A 14,322-nucleotide genomic window follows, 5' to 3' on the forward strand; every position below is an offset into this window, starting at 1 on the left:
CCGCAAAACTTCCTCGGCTTCGTCCAGCTCGCTTGCCTGCTGATCCTGTTTCGACAATTTTGAGATAGGTTCTAGTCATAGTTTATGCATTCCGAAAAAGCCGTGCCTTTGCAAGATTGGTAGCAGCTCATGATGGTTGTTAATCGTGTAGTCAGGATCCGCAGCCCGCAGCCGTGACTCCGAAACGAATCCACCAGTGATCGATATGCTTATGAGCCCGAGATTGCGCCCAATTTCCGTTTCGACCGGCATATCGCCGATGATAAATGTTGACGCCGGCCGCAGGTTATTTTTCTGCATATGTAAGCGAAGCCGCTCCCCTTTACTCATCGATTTGTATTGGCTGGTGCGCGTTTCAAATGCGAGCACATCGTCGATGTAATCGTTGATTCCAAGTCGTTTCAATTGGAAGCGCAAAGGTTCGATGATATGGTTGCTCACGATGATGGACAATGCCCCCTCTTGGCGCGCCAGCTCCAACACCCTGCGCGCGCCTTCGCGTAGATCGGCTTTATCCGCAAGTCGTTCGTAGGCGTCATGGAACATCGCACTCCCGTCGCGATCAATCGTCGCAATCTCGTCTTCCGACATCCCGAGACTGTGATAAAGACGAGCCAGTGGCACGTCGCAATGTTCCTGAAGGGTTTTCATGTCGATCGGTGCACGACCAAAGCGATCTAGTATGGCATTGGTCGTTTGGAGCAGTGCGTGTGCATCATCAAGCAGTGTTCCATTCCAGTCGAAAACGAGAACGGGTTTCATGATCTTACCTCAAGCATGGATCGATTTCGAACAGGGAAGATCGGCCTTTAATTTGCTCAAATTTCTATCCGCGCGCTCCTGCCCCGCAGGAGTTGGCATTTCGAATGTAAAGGGCGACAAATCGAAGCTGCCACGCCTGCACGGCAGCAACGATATTAGAAGTGAAAGCGGCAGATAAGTTATCGTGGCCGCGTTGATAGATGCAGCAATATTAGCTTCTATGATTTTGAGAACTTTCGGCTCCATCTTGTGAAAGCGAAGACTTTGCGCGCGCTGTTCTGGCGGCAATCGCTTCCATATCCGCCAGAATGCCAACTCATCTAGTGTGTCGATACCCATGCCGTAGTAATTCGGTGCCACTATAGGTGGCGAACCAATTGCCCAATGTACGGCTTTGGCCCCAGCCGCAAGCAGCATATTCGTGACAGTGCGACTGGTATCGCCACGAATTATGGCCTCGTCGACAATGATTATTGTGGCTTCAGCAAGGCTCGTTTCCGACAGCCGGTACTTCTGAACAATGCGCGATTTTCGCTCGCTGGATGCACCAATGAGAGTTCGCTGAAAGGATTGCGTTGCGACCACTTCTCGACGCTGGGCGAGAACACCGCGTTTAGTGAGCGACGCAAACAGGCCATCAGCATACGGCCCCCCAGTATGCGGCATGGAGGAAACGATTGGGACCATGGAACGTAGTTCTCCTTGCAATCGCTGCGCAACAAGGCCACCAAGGGCAACTCCGATATTGTAACGGGTTTCGAAGTGTGATTGGCCTTCGATCGCTGTGTTCGGATTTCCTACGTAAAGAGCTTCGTAGGCGCAGAGTTTGGCTTTGTATTGTCCTTTGCTCACCGCGCGATCAACGCAGCACCCCAATTTGCCGTCCACATATCTGATGTGCCCCGGTAAGATTGGCTGCGTCTTACCCTTCAGATTTGCAAAGGCATAATTTTCCGAAGCAAACAGTAAGAACCCGTCATCTGTTTGCATAGTTTCCAATGGCCGCAAACCACATCGACTACGATACGCAATTAGATTTCCTTCTCCGTCCAGAAAAAGCGCGCTAATAGCGCCATCAATTCGGCCATCAATATCGCGAAAGATGTCTTCGTAATTGACCGGCAGACCGTGCCGCCAATAGTCTCTTTCACAAGAGTGTCCGACCCAGTTGAGCAGAAGCTCTGCGTCTGTGTCGCCGGCCAACCTATAGCCTCGGGCAAGCAATTCTGCCCTCAGTTCATGGCCATTGACCAACGCTCCATCTAGCGAAATTGCCAAGTTGCGGCTGGTGCCCCAACTATGGTGAATTGGATGATCGCCGATTCCACCGCATCGACTACCGATATGGGCGATTGCAACATGCGGCCTAAAATTCGGATGTTGTGTATCGGCCTCAATGCGCATTGAGCCGCATGGGGACTTAAGCGCTCTGGCATATCGGACACCTTCCTTGTGCATGAAAGCAGCGATGCCGATCCCCGCCTGACCACGTAACGCAAGTCGCGGAACCATGTGCTTGATCCGATCATAGACAGTCGACCTTGAATTTTTTGGAGACCATAGAAACGCTGCCGCAACACCGGACATGTTGGCTCCTTTTGTCAAAGAACCTATGTCCCGGGTCCATCACAACGAATCTAGTTATGTAGTTATTCGTCAGGGACGTGGTTCCATCTCTCCTCGAGCAAGCGCCGTACCAACCGATAGACGGCTCGGCTCGCGGGGTCATAGCGACAGAATTGGAGCATTTAGGCAGCTGGACGAGATTCGCGTATGGATCCCCGACAGGTTGTCGCAAGTCTGACACGTTAGTACGAAAACGTGCCATCCTTAAACGATGGTCTCTTGCCTCATATTGATCTGCTGAAATCGTGAGCGCGTCGTGGGCAGCGCTACGATAGATCGCATCTCCACGCCGCGCGCCATCGATCATGCCAGCTTCGCTGTTCGTGCCCGACAGCAGGTCATCTTATCTTTCCGTTCGGCGTCAATGCTCGCGACTGCGAACCAATCATACAATTTCCATTGCTCTCCATCGACAACGGAGAACATCGCTTGCCTTGTCAGGTTTTAGGGGTGGATGGCACGAGAGTCAGTTGAGTTGGCTGGCGATTTGAGCACCTATTCATCAGAAATGTTGGGGTGTGATCAAGTCATCGGCATACCGCAACCAAGGCGGCTTGTGGGCATCCGCTAAGCAAATGCCGCTTCGATGTCGCTTTCCAGTACCTCAGCACGCGAAAGTGGCGGCAAATTATCAAGGCGGAAGAACCCCACGTCGCTCGTCTCACCGCCTGACGCGGGTTCACGGCAGTCGATGCGATCGCAAAGAAAGAACATCTTTTTGAAATCGCGGACATTTGCCGAATATGCACCGCTGGCCTTGTATGGAACGGCGTAAGACGCGGTGCGGCAACTCGCAAGCCAGCTTCTTCGAACGTCTCTTTCTCGATACTCTGCACAGCGGATCGTTCGACGTAGGCGAGGCGGTCTGGGAGGGTCCAGCCGCCATAGCTTCGCGCACGCGCAAGTAAGATCGCGTCATCCTTAATGATTACTCTCCGCACGTCGACCCTGGGTGTGGCGTAACCGCGAGCGAAGTCAGAAACGAAGCCCTCAATCTCTCGATGGTAACATGACCGAGCGTCGTCAGCATCTCATTGACATGGTGATGACTTGGTCGAAGCGCTCCTGATCGTCTGGGTCCGTAAAAAAATGCAGGTCAGTCGAAGCAATCGCCTGGAGACGTTTGCATAAGCATGCCACTGCGGTTCCGTTTCAGGCCTCTGCTGAATGCCTATCGATGCGAAGGCCGTGCGATTAGAGCATGATATCGATCAGTACGGGCAAGAGCTGAACAATCCGCGAGCGAATGGATTAGAGCATAGCTGGCGCGGCTTGAATTCTTAATTGCCGTCTGACTCTGCTCGTTCATGACGAGCAGAGGACTGAATGCCATCCACGTCATCCGGGATCTCCTGTCGCAGCTTCGGTCCGTGGCTGAGCCGGCGGCCGAGCGCTGCAACTAAATTGTCATAGCGCGCTCCGGCCTGTGCCCGCGCGGCCTTGGCGGCGGGTTCGGGGAGGGGCGGTGTCGTCATGAGCCAGAACTGGATGAACAGAGCGATTGTCTCGACCGAAATCCCAACATCCCGCTCAAGGCGCGCGATGCGACGATCAATTTGATCGAGGCGCTTAGCGATGGCGGCTTCCCGCCGTTCATCGGCGTCCGGCGACAGGAAGGACGCAATGGCAGCTTCGGCGATGAGCGACAGCGACTGCTCCCGGCGAGCGGCATAGGCCGACAGCGCCTTCATGACGTCTGGATCGAGATAGACCGACATCTGAGCCTTCTTCTTTGTTCCGGTCATGCCGCCTCACAGTCCGAGATCGTCGCCGGGATCGAGCGAGGCCTGACGCGCCACGCCCCGCATCATGTCGTTCATGCGCCTGATCCGCGGGGCATCGAACTCGTCGGCGACGTCAGACGCGAACTCGTTGTCGAGCGGTTCCTTCTTTTCGACGATGTCTTGATGCAGTTCCGGATGCCGCCGCCGATCCGCGGTCTTGGGGTCTTCGTCTTCTGTCTGGTCCTCGGTCGGCGCCTGCGACGCCGACGGGCGCGGCGGCAGCGGCCGCGAGCTCCAGTCGTCCAGCCTCCCGTCGTTTGCCTTGGTCATCCTCGGCGGTTCCACGATGCGCTCCTGGAAGCGCGCGTCCTCATAATAGCGCGCCTTCTTAGCCCTTATCGGATGGAGGCCCGACATCATGATGATCTCATCCGATGGTGCCAGCTGCATCATCTCGCCGGACGTCAGCAGCGGGCGGGCCTTCTCCGACCGCGACACCATCAGGTGACCCAGCCAGGGCGCGAGCCGGCTGCCGGCATAGTTCTTCATCGCTTTCATCTCGGTCGCGGTGCCGAGAGCGTCGCTTACCCTCTTCGCGGTTCGTTCGTCGTTGGTCGCGACGCTGACCCGGACATGGCAGTTGTCGAGGATCGAGTTGTTAGGCCCATAGGCTTTCTCGATCTGGTTCAGCGACTGAGCGATCAGGAAGCTCTTGATGCCGTAACCGGCCATGAAGGCCAGCGCGGACTTGAAGAAGTCGAGCCGCCCGAGCGCCGGGAATTCGTCGAGCATCAGGAGGAGCCGGCGCCGTCCGGCCTTGGCCTGCAGATCCTCGGTCAAGCGGCGGCCGATCTGGTTGAGGATCAAGCGGATCAGCGGCTTGGTGCGGTTGATGTCGGATGGCGGCACGACGAGGTAGAGCGTGGTCGGCCGGTCCCGCCGACGATGTCGGTGATCCGCCAGTCGCAGCACCGTGTCGCTTCAGCCACCACCGGATCCCGGTAAAGACCCAGGAACGACATGGCGGTGCTCAGGACGCCGGAGCGTTCGTTGCCAGACTTGTTCAGCAGCTCGCGGGCAGCGGAAGCGACCACAGGATGGACACCGGCCTCACCGAGACGCAGTCCGCATCATCGCGGCGAGCGTCGTCTCGATCGGCCGCTTCGGATCGGACAGGAAGGCTGCGACGCCCGCGAGGGTCTTGTCTTGCTCGGCATAGAGGACGTAGAGAATCGCGCCAACCAGGAGGGTGTGGCTGGTCTTCTCCCAATGGTTCCGCTTCTCCAGGCTGCCCTCCGGGTCCACCAGGATGTTGGCGATGTTCTGGACGTCGCGTACCTCCCGCCGCGGCCGACCTCCAACAATGGGTTGTACGCCGGCGACTTCGCGTTGGTCGGATCGAACAGAAGCACGCGGCCGTGCTGGCTGCGGAAGCCGGCGGTGAGCTGCCAGTTCTCGCCCTTGATGTCGTGGACGATCGCAGAGTCGGGCCAGGTCAGCAGCGAAGGGATGACGAGACCGACGCCCTTTCCGCTCCGGGTCGGCGCGAAACACAGCACGTGCTCCGGTCCATCATGGCGGATGGTAGGTGCGCTCGAACCGGCCGTGCACGACGCCGTCGGGCCCGAGTATCCGCGTCACTGATCGCGGGCATCGGACTGCCCGTCGCTCAGTCAGCCACGACGGTACATGGGGGGCGAAACAGCCCGAGCGTGAGTTTGAGGCCGCTGTCACCAAACCCTGGCGGGTCAAGGTCGCGTGCGGGCGGATGCGGATCGTCGCGCCATTTCGTCGAGAGCTAGCTCAATTTCAAATCGGCCATAATCTAATATAAATAGCTGATTTATAAGTATCTTTCGGCCATAAAGCAGCCCTTTTTATGTCGCCGAACGGTGACATTTTCACGTGTCGGCGTTCGCTGACATTTTTCTATTGTCGTCGAACGCTGACATATGATAATGTAAGCGAACGACAACATTTTGGATTGCCATGCTGATACGCACATCTACCGATCTAGGGGCTGCCATTCGGGACCGACGCAAACGGCTCAAGCTCGATCAGTCAAGCTTTGCCAAGCGCATTGGCGTTAGCCGTCAGTGGGTCATCGAAGTTGAACACGGCCACGCCCGCGCCGAACTTGGCCTTGTGCTCCGCGCTCTTGACGCTCTCGGCATCCGCTTGGATGCAAGCAGCGAGCAATCCCTTAGCCGCGGTTCAGACAAGTCTGCCGTCGATATCAATGCAATCGTGGCCAAAGCCAAGAAGAGCAGGGCATGACAAACGAACTCGTCGCACTCTTGGATGGCAAGGAAGTCGGCCGTGTACATAATGATGCTCGCGGCCGACTGACTTTTGTATATGACAACGACTGGCGTGAAACGCGGGGAGCGTACCCCATATCGCTTTCGATGCCGCTTGCGGCGGAAGAACATGGCCCTTCCGCCGTTCAAGCCTTTCTATGGGGACTTCTGCCCGATAACGAGCGCGTCCTTGATCGTTGGGCCAAGAAGTTTCAAGTCTCGGCCCGCAACGTGTTTGCCCTGATTTCCCATGTCGGTGAGGATTGCGCTGGCGCCATTCAGTTCGTCACACCCGAACGCTTAGAGGTCTTGCGAAGCGGCGCAGACGACAAAGTCGAATGGCTTGACGAAGCGGCCATCGCAAAACGTTTGCAAGCGTTGAGGGAGGATCATGCCGCGTGGCGGCTACCGCGTGATACGGGGCAATTCAGCCTCGCCGGGGCCCAGCCGAAAACCGCGCTGCTTCTGCAAAAGGGCCGGTGGGGAATTCCCTCCGGACGGATTCCGACAACGCATATCCTGAAGCCCCCGACTGGCCATTTCGACGGCCATGCCGAGAATGAGCACATCTGCCTCAACCTTGCGCGCAATCTCGGCTTGCCCGCCGCCGAAACCAACGTCATGCGGTTCGAGAAAGAGATTGCCATCGTCGTCGACCGCTATGATCGGCAGCTCAGCGGCAACGATGTTGTCCGCGTCCATCAAGAGGACATGTGTCAGGCGCGCGGCATCTTGCCGACCAAGAAATATCAAAGCGAGGGCGGACCGGCCCCCGCCGATATTATCGAGCTTCTGCGCACCCACTCAAGCAATAGCGCGGATGACATCGATACATTCATCGATGCTCTCGGCTTCAATTGGCTCATCGGGGGCACCGATGCGCACGCCAAGAACTACTCGCTGCTGCTGGCCAGCGGTCCCACTGTGCGGCTCGCACCACTCTACGATATCGCCAGCATCCTTCCCTACGACGATGTCGACTTGCAAAAGATGAAGCTCGCGATGAAGATCGGCGGCGAATACAAGCTTAGCCAGATTGGTGCGCGCGAATGGCAGAAATTCGCCCGCGAAACCCGTTTCGATGCTGACAAGGTGATTGCCGGATTGAACTCCTTGGCCGAGCTGCTTCCCGACAACGTAACTGACGTGTGCGCTACCGCAGAGGCGGAAGGGCTCGATAACACCATCATCAAGCGCTTGGCTGCCAAGTTGATCGATCGAGCCAAGGACTGCCAACGCATTCTGAGTGGCTCCTAGTCCCGTACAGAAGGACTAGAAGGGAAGTTCCTCATCTCCAATGCCGGCCGCAAACCGCAGGGCATTCTGTGCCCATGCGTCGCCGCCGGCAGCAGCCTCTGCAAGTGACGCCTCCCCCATCAAAACCCATCGCGGAAGTTTGGGTTGACCACGTTGTTCGGCAAAGCGTTTCCGGCATCGTGCCACAAACGTGTCCATGCGCTTCTCGATCTCGGGTGTCGAATTGAGACGCACCGCTGGATCGTACTCGATTTCGGCACGATACCGCAGATACTTCGGCAATCGTGATGCCGGCGACCAGGCAACCAAGGGTAATGGTTGGGCCGGGTAGCGCGAATCTCTGGGAAGATAGTGTGGCCCCAGATCGATGATTGTATTGTCTAGCGTAACCCAGAAGTGGGATGGCTCATCCTTCCCAAACCCAAAACCTTGGAGCCCGGCTCGCTCTCCCGACGTCGCGACCACGAACGCCACGAAATCTCCGCCAACAATGGCCGCCGGGTGACCGGCATCTTGAAGAAGTGCGCTTGCCCCAAACGCCGCGTACATGCACCGCTTCTGATAATCGTTTGGAAAGTCGCTCCGAAGCGACTTGTCCACAATAGCAAGCGTTCGTGCGATGAGACTTGAGAGATTCATCTTCTAGTATGCTCCTCCATCTGAAAATGTCTTCTGAGACCTGGCAAACCTATTCGAACCGTCGGTTTCACCTTCACCCCGCCGTTAGGCCCTATGACAATTCTTGTATTTCTTACCGCTTCCACACCAGCAAGGATCGTTAGCGCCGGGCATTCGTGCGGCAGCGAGTTCACGCTCCATCTCAATCGCTTCCGAAAGGATGGCATATTTTCGCGCGTCCATCCGGACGACATCGCCTTGAAGCTCGCCGTACTCCCGTGTTCCTTTTTCAGGGATGTCGACAGGAACAAGAACGGCGCGTGAATACGTCCCGTTTGGTGTTACGTAGGCGAGCACCGTAAACGTACGCGACTGCCCCGCCATTATCGCGCCGGCTTGCGCTTTCGCTTGGAGCATCTTCATGTCCGGCAAATATCCCGTGCGTTGTAGCCACACGAAGAGTGGTGGATCGTCGCCGATCTGAAAATAGCGGCTTACATGTTGCGACAGGCTGGTGCGCACTTGCGCGAGCATGTCCGAGAAACTGTTGCGCGATTCCTGGCCGAAATTCCGGATGTGACCAGCTACCGAAAGCCATCCCTTTTCCTTCGTTGCTTCGAGCGCATCAAGAAGCCTCTTTGCCTCTTCGGGATACTCCTGCACGGGTGGCGCCTTATCCGCGAACTCGCCATCCGCAAAATAGCTGTCAATAGGCTCGCTCTGGCCATCCCAGCAGATCAGTTCCGTGTTTTCGTTGAGTTGCGCGCGCAACATCCAATCAAATCGGTTCTTGGTCAGATACGCCCCGAGATGATCCATTTCGTCAAACAGGATCGCCTGTGGAATTCCGGCCACAGCTTGACGAACTTCCAGATAGTGCAGCAGCTCGCCCGTGGTTGGAAGGAAGCGTCGCAGAACAAACAGGTCGTCGATGGAGAGCGAAAGGAACGGGTGATGTCCCAAGATCGGCCCGGCGTCAGGGAACAGTTTCGCAAGGGACGCGTAGGGAGAAAACGATTCGACCGTCAAGCCAATAGGAAGCACGAGGCGAAAATCGGCTAGGCGGATACGCTCTACTTCCGTATACCGGCCGGCTTCGCGCCTATAGATGGGGACCTCGTCGGCTGACGCGAGATACTGCAAGAAGCGTCGGCATTGATCGTGAGCCTTCACGATAAGGTCGTGTATTGAACGACCATGACGATCAAAGTCCGTTGCAGGTGACGCAACGGTCGCGGCTGCCCCGGCTTTGGCTTCGACGAGCAACAACGCGTCATCGATCCGGACAAGCAGGTCATTCTCAACCCAATGACCCTTATCAGGGTAGGGGTACCAAACCTCGCGATGTACGGCCGCGCCGTCCAGTTGCTTTGCCAGCACGCTCTGAAACGCCGTCTCGCCCATATCCTTCTGCCGCGTTTCAAATACCTTCTTGTACTCCGGCCTGCGCTGTAAGAGATTCCAGAGCAAGGCGCGATAGGCGGAATCGCGAACGAACGCCTGATCGGCCGCGAAAACTTCCCCGTCGAGCTTGATGAGCGGCTTCATCCGCGCCGGCAAGGTGCGGAACGGAGTGCCCGACAGCGGGCCTGGGGCGAAAAGGTCGCGATGGGCTCCGCGCTCGAACGCCAGGTCTTCCAACAATGCCGCCGGCAAGTCGGTATGTCTGCTGAGGTTGCAATTACCGCCCCTGAACAAATCCATATAAACGTCTTTTGCTGCTTCCAGTTTTTCCGGCTGGTCGCGCTGCCATTGCTCGAAGACCTGCTTCTGCGTCAGGCCCTGTTCCGCCTCGGCTTTGGCGGCGTCCTCCATAAGGGCTGCCATCCGATCGACCGCATCAGCGTGTCCTCCAGCCAGCGAGTTCACCGCAGCCTGAATTCCAGCCGCGATTTCCGCGGCCCCGATGCCGTAAGTCTCACGCAGGATCTGATCATGTGGTCCAAGAACGAACCCGTAGAATTCTCCTTCCAGTCCACCAAAGCGGTTTCCGCGCACCAGTACCCAGTTCGAGAGCACGGATTGCAGTATCAAGCCTGTCCGATCCCCAAACATGCCGCCGTCGGCACCGACGGCTCTGAAGAGGCAGAAGAGCATTGTCGTGGTACGAAGCTCTTCCGCGACCTTGAAAATCTTCGCGACGGTTTCTTCCTTGAATGCGCCTTCGTCCCCGGGACGAAAACTCGCCAGGACCGCGTGCACGTATTCCAGCACGAATTGTACTGTATTTAGTTCGGCACGATGGTGGGCACGCGCATCACCTTCGGCCAGCATGCCGGCGACCTTGGTGGTGCTCCAGATGTAGCCAAGCAGTTCACGGGGTGGCAGACTCAGGACCAAGTCCTTAAGCTCCCCTGAAAGCCTTTCCATGTCGACGCGGCTTCCTTCTTCGCTGCGATGGCGTTCTTCTTCGCTCATGCCGGAAATGGCCATGTATGCTCTCGCTTAGCTTTCCGATACCACGCCCCGGAACGCTTCATGTTCGCCCTGGACGAGCGTTCTCCGCAAGGACGAGGGGGACAGCCGCGCCCCTGCATTCGTCGAACGGGTAGCGGCGCGCGAATTCGCGTAGCTGGCTCAGGCATCTTAAACTGGCTGCCCCCTGGAGGTCGAGAATATCGCCGTTGAGGCGGATACGAATGGGTTAACCTATCGCCGTCATTACTCTAGGCCCGCATGTCCGCCGGCACGCTGATTCACTGGTTCAAGACATGGGGCTATAGTAGGCGCCCTGACTGCGTACCGAACCGCACAAAGCGGTTGTCTAGCGATCACGCTTTCTCGTCATCAATTGGAACATCGGAGAAAGCGTAATAGGCTTCGGCATACCGCAACTTATCCCACGCCTTTGCCGCGGATTCCGTGAGCGCGTCGAGGTCTTCGACCGAATACTGAGAACGCACGTTCCCCTTCGTTACAACGTCATAAGTGCCATCGAACGGATTCTGATCGAAGTGACCGTGTGCGAGCTTGTTCCGCTGCATGGCAATGTCCCGCATCGCTTGCATCGATACGTCCTTGATCCCTTGCCCTTCGCTGGACGTCTTGAGCAGATCGAGAACCAGAAGCTTGTGGCTAAATTCCCTTTTTGTGCATGCATTGACCAAATCACTTCGATTGAGGCGCGCCAGCACCGTTTCGATAACTTCGGTCAGATGATTGTCGAGACGGTTAAAGGCCAGAATAAACCTCCCAAGCGCCGCTTCGTAATTGGACTGGATTTCCGGGGAGGCCCACGGAATGTCGTCATCATCTTCTTCAAGGTGTGGCTCGTCGGTCATGCCATTTGGCTCGTCTCGGCTTGCGGAATAAAGAGGCCACCAACGATGTCGGCACAGATCCGCATCACCATCAAGGAAAATTGCGATAACTGGTAGATGCCGTTAAGATCCTCGATTGCCATATCTGGCGAGCCCCGTCCACGCAAAATGGCCGCTGCGCAGCACCTTAACGCTTGCCTATCCGCTGTTTGAGGAGAGCAAGACATTCGTGCATTGTCACTTCATTCCTTGTGTAAGCCTTTGGCGAAATGCGATTCGGAAGATTTGGATCGCCCGCACTCATATAGAGCGTAACCTTGGTTTTCAGGCGTTCGGAATCAGTTTCGACCCGGCGAAGCAGACCGGTGGCCTCGCACTCAAGTTCTTCAACCCATTTGTCCCTGACGACACGGGCGGCAAGAACCTGATCCAATATCCACCGCGCCGTATCGAGCTTAGACGCAGATTCTGCCGCGGCCTGTCGCGGTGTCATATCACCGAGCCTTTTGAACGGCCTATCCAGCCAGGCCTCGCTTTCATCGCCGAGCTTTCGCCGCGCCTCCTGCATAAGAGTGTCAATCCGGGCTTGACGTTCTTGGCGTTCTTTCTCTTCCGCCTCAGATTTTCGCTGAGCGATACGCGCTTCATGAACGGCGCGCATCGCATGCAGGGCATCGCTAACGGGCAAGCCGAAATCTTCGGCCTTGTCCTCCGAATCATCTTTCAGTACGGCAAGCGTAGTCTTGAGGCCTTTGATTAATTCGTGCCACGTCGTGTCGCCAACTTCAGCAATCTGGTGTGCAGTCTTCCCGGTGCTGCCGAGCGGGCGGACCAGCCAAATATTGAGGTCAAATTTTTCTGCGCTATCTGGGTTTCCTGCAGCGACAATATCTTTTGCCATGCTTGCCAAGCGGCCACGCCGCGATGACCGCTCCGATTCTTCGCGTGCGAGCCGTTGCTTCTCGCGCGCGCGATTATCAAGCTCGTTGGAGTGCTTATGGGTGTAACCCCACCGCCATCCTTCGTCCGCAGCAATCCCTTTGCGGGCCAGATGTCGAAGAAAACTCTCGATGGCTTGTTGCGGCCCGCCGGGAGGTAGGCCTGCCTCTTCCGTCAGGCTATCCTCGTCATGCTCCAGTCCGCGAAAATGCGTCACAAGCCAGCCACGCCGCGAGAAGTTGGCCACCATTGAACCAGGCGATGAATTTCCAAAACGCTCATGCAGAAGGTTAAGCACAGCAGCCTTCCAGACGCGCGGATGGACGGTAAAATATCCTCCGCCGCTCGCGCTGCCACCAAGCAGTATCGCATCTCCAGCCTCGGTTATCTTGGCTACGTCTTCGGCATTTTTCCAATCGGCGGCGAGGGCTTGCTTGTTCGCGCGAGCATAGGCGCTGGCGAGATCGGCGACAGCCTTTTGCCGACGTTTCTTGGAGGCTTCCGCTTCGGCATCGGCCTCAGCGTGAAGCTCATTCACGATGTCCTGAACTCTTCGGTTGTAAATCCACTCGCGCGGCGCGGAATTCAGGATCGCATCATTCACTGTGGCAAAATTAGCATTTCGGTCCACACCTGAGAGGTCGATTTCAATGGCGGCGATTTCAGCCGCGATGATTTTTGCGCGCTTCTCCTCATCACAACGATGCGTAACGAACACCTCGACATGCATACGCTGCTCGCCCCTGTACAAGATCACGTCAGGGATGGTTTCTCCGTCCATCGCCTCCAGCTTTGCGGCATCGAAGCTGTATTCTTTGGCGACACGTTTCGTCCTGCGGCGTTTTCCATAGCTCCCGGCGACAGGCGGAAGCACCAGCGCTTTTCTGTGATTAAGGAGCTTTTCGGCATAGGCGTGAAGGATCGTCATCGGCGCATACCGGCAATTCGGCGAGACACCGGCTTTGCGTTCCGCCTCCGTCAGTCGCGCGTGCGAAAAGTGATGGGCAATGTCGGATTCCGGCTTGCGGGAAATGAGCTTGCGTTTGCGGTCCTGCGCCGGGCAGGTGCACCCACACGCCGCGCCCCATTCGACTTGCGATATATGGACCAACTCGCCGTCCCACCGCCGACCAAACGCAAGCTGCACGCCATCTTTAGCGAAGAAGGCGTGACCAATCTGCGTAAAGGCCACCAAAGGCCCCGTGTCATTCGATGCATCCAAGATCGTGGCCGTCGTGCAGTTTCATTTTTTCACGTCCGGATACGCACTTCACGGGGGCATCTTCGAAATTCACTCTACACAAATCTATAAAATAGTGCCCCGGGTCTGCGACTTCCGCCCGTTGAGGCTCAAGCCGTGCGACGCTCCGCCTCGGCCTTGACGGGCTATCCCTGGGCGTTGCCTAGCCCAGTTGCATGCGCAACCGCAAACTATTCGGCGGTGACAGTCACGGAAATAAGTGCATCCTTCTCGTGCGTCAAATGCTGGTGGAGGTTGAATAGAAAGAAGTAGAGACCAATCAAGCCCTGCTTGGCTTCCGCGAATGTAACCGAACCATGTACGCCCTTAGAGGCGATGTCATTGAGTCGGCGCAGGAAGACCGTAAGATGATCCAATTCGGCTTGGAGCAATTCTTTGGACGTTGCTTTCGCAAAGCGCATTGCCACGAATTCATGAAGGCGATTCAGAAATTGCTCTTCGCCCATCAAGCGCTCCGTTCCGTCCATGCACCTTACCTTGCCTATGGCGGGTGGATAGTGAAAGTCGGCGACTGCCTTTAAGCTATACGACCGGCATGAGCAGCACTACGAAGCGAAGGCCATGATTGAAGAAGT

Annotated in this window: 10 protein-coding genes and 1 pseudogene; 2 read left to right on the forward strand and 9 right to left on the reverse strand. The window is 56.7% G+C overall.

Features of this window, described 5'->3' with window-relative positions; all coding sequences use genetic code 11:
- Window positions 1-75 precede the first annotated feature (75 nt).
- From XI08_RS11090 to traG, 4 genes and pseudogenes are all read right to left on the reverse strand, one after another.
- Window positions 76-762 carry an HAD family hydrolase gene (locus tag XI08_RS11090; protein WP_271574421.1) on the reverse strand — a complete coding sequence of 229 codons (687 nt, stop codon included), beginning with the start codon at window positions 760-762 and terminating at the stop codon, window positions 76-78.
- 9 nt (window positions 763-771) lie between these two features.
- Window positions 772-2,349, reverse strand: a complete 1,578-nt coding sequence (locus tag XI08_RS11095; protein ID WP_271574422.1) for a hypothetical protein — start codon at window positions 2,347-2,349, stop codon at window positions 772-774.
- Between the two features lie 1,319 nt (window positions 2,350-3,668).
- A complete protein-coding gene (locus tag XI08_RS11100) occupies window positions 3,669-4,133 on the reverse strand; it encodes a CopG family transcriptional regulator (RefSeq protein ID WP_161533330.1) in 465 nt (154 codons plus the stop codon).
- A gap of 6 nt (window positions 4,134-4,139) precedes the next feature.
- A pseudogene (traG, locus tag XI08_RS11105) lies at window positions 4,140-5,744 on the reverse strand (IncP-type conjugal transfer protein TraG); the annotation flags it as partial.
- Window positions 5,745-6,101: 357 nt separating this feature from the next.
- Between traG and XI08_RS11110 the strand changes: the two are divergent.
- Together XI08_RS11110 and XI08_RS11115 are read left to right on the forward strand one after the other, a co-directional pair.
- Window positions 6,102-6,389, forward strand: a complete 288-nt coding sequence (locus tag XI08_RS11110; protein WP_271574423.1) for a helix-turn-helix domain-containing protein — start codon at window positions 6,102-6,104, stop codon at window positions 6,387-6,389.
- Window positions 6,386-7,669: a type II toxin-antitoxin system HipA family toxin gene (locus XI08_RS11115; RefSeq protein WP_271574424.1), complete on the forward strand. Its 1,284-nt coding sequence runs from the start codon at window positions 6,386-6,388 to the stop codon at window positions 7,667-7,669. The genes XI08_RS11110 and XI08_RS11115 overlap by 4 nt, the downstream gene beginning before the upstream one ends.
- A 15-nt stretch (window positions 7,670-7,684) precedes the next feature.
- On the opposite strand, the gene XI08_RS11120 is transcribed toward XI08_RS11115, so the two are convergent.
- The 5 genes from XI08_RS11120 to XI08_RS11140 all read right to left on the reverse strand — a co-directional run bounded on the left by XI08_RS11120 (window position 7,685) and on the right by XI08_RS11140 (window position 14,214).
- Complete coding sequence (locus tag XI08_RS11120) at window positions 7,685-8,308, reverse strand: hypothetical protein (protein WP_271574425.1); 624 nt, start codon at window positions 8,306-8,308, stop codon at window positions 7,685-7,687.
- Between the two features lie 84 nt (window positions 8,309-8,392).
- Window positions 8,393-10,720 (reverse strand): YecA family protein, encoded by a 2,328-nt coding sequence (locus XI08_RS11125; RefSeq protein ID WP_271574426.1) that lies wholly within the window; start codon window positions 10,718-10,720, stop codon window positions 8,393-8,395.
- A 338-nt stretch (window positions 10,721-11,058) separates the two neighbouring features.
- Entirely contained in the window at window positions 11,059-11,568 is a 510-nt protein-coding gene (locus XI08_RS11130; RefSeq protein ID WP_271574427.1) for a hypothetical protein, read from the reverse strand.
- A 166-nt stretch (window positions 11,569-11,734) separates the two neighbouring features.
- Window positions 11,735-13,678 carry a hypothetical protein gene (locus XI08_RS11135; protein WP_271574428.1) on the reverse strand — a complete coding sequence of 648 codons (1,944 nt, stop codon included), beginning with the start codon at window positions 13,676-13,678 and terminating at the stop codon, window positions 11,735-11,737.
- A 239-nt stretch (window positions 13,679-13,917) separates the two neighbouring features.
- On the reverse strand, window positions 13,918-14,214 hold the full coding sequence (locus tag XI08_RS11140; RefSeq protein ID WP_271574429.1) for a hypothetical protein: 297 nt from the start codon (window positions 14,212-14,214) through the stop codon (window positions 13,918-13,920).
- Window positions 14,215-14,322 lie beyond the last annotated feature (108 nt).

It is taken from the genome of Bradyrhizobium sp. CCBAU 11361 (genome assembly GCF_028128935.1).
Classification (GTDB): Bacteria; Pseudomonadota; Alphaproteobacteria; order Rhizobiales; family Xanthobacteraceae; genus Bradyrhizobium; species Bradyrhizobium niftali.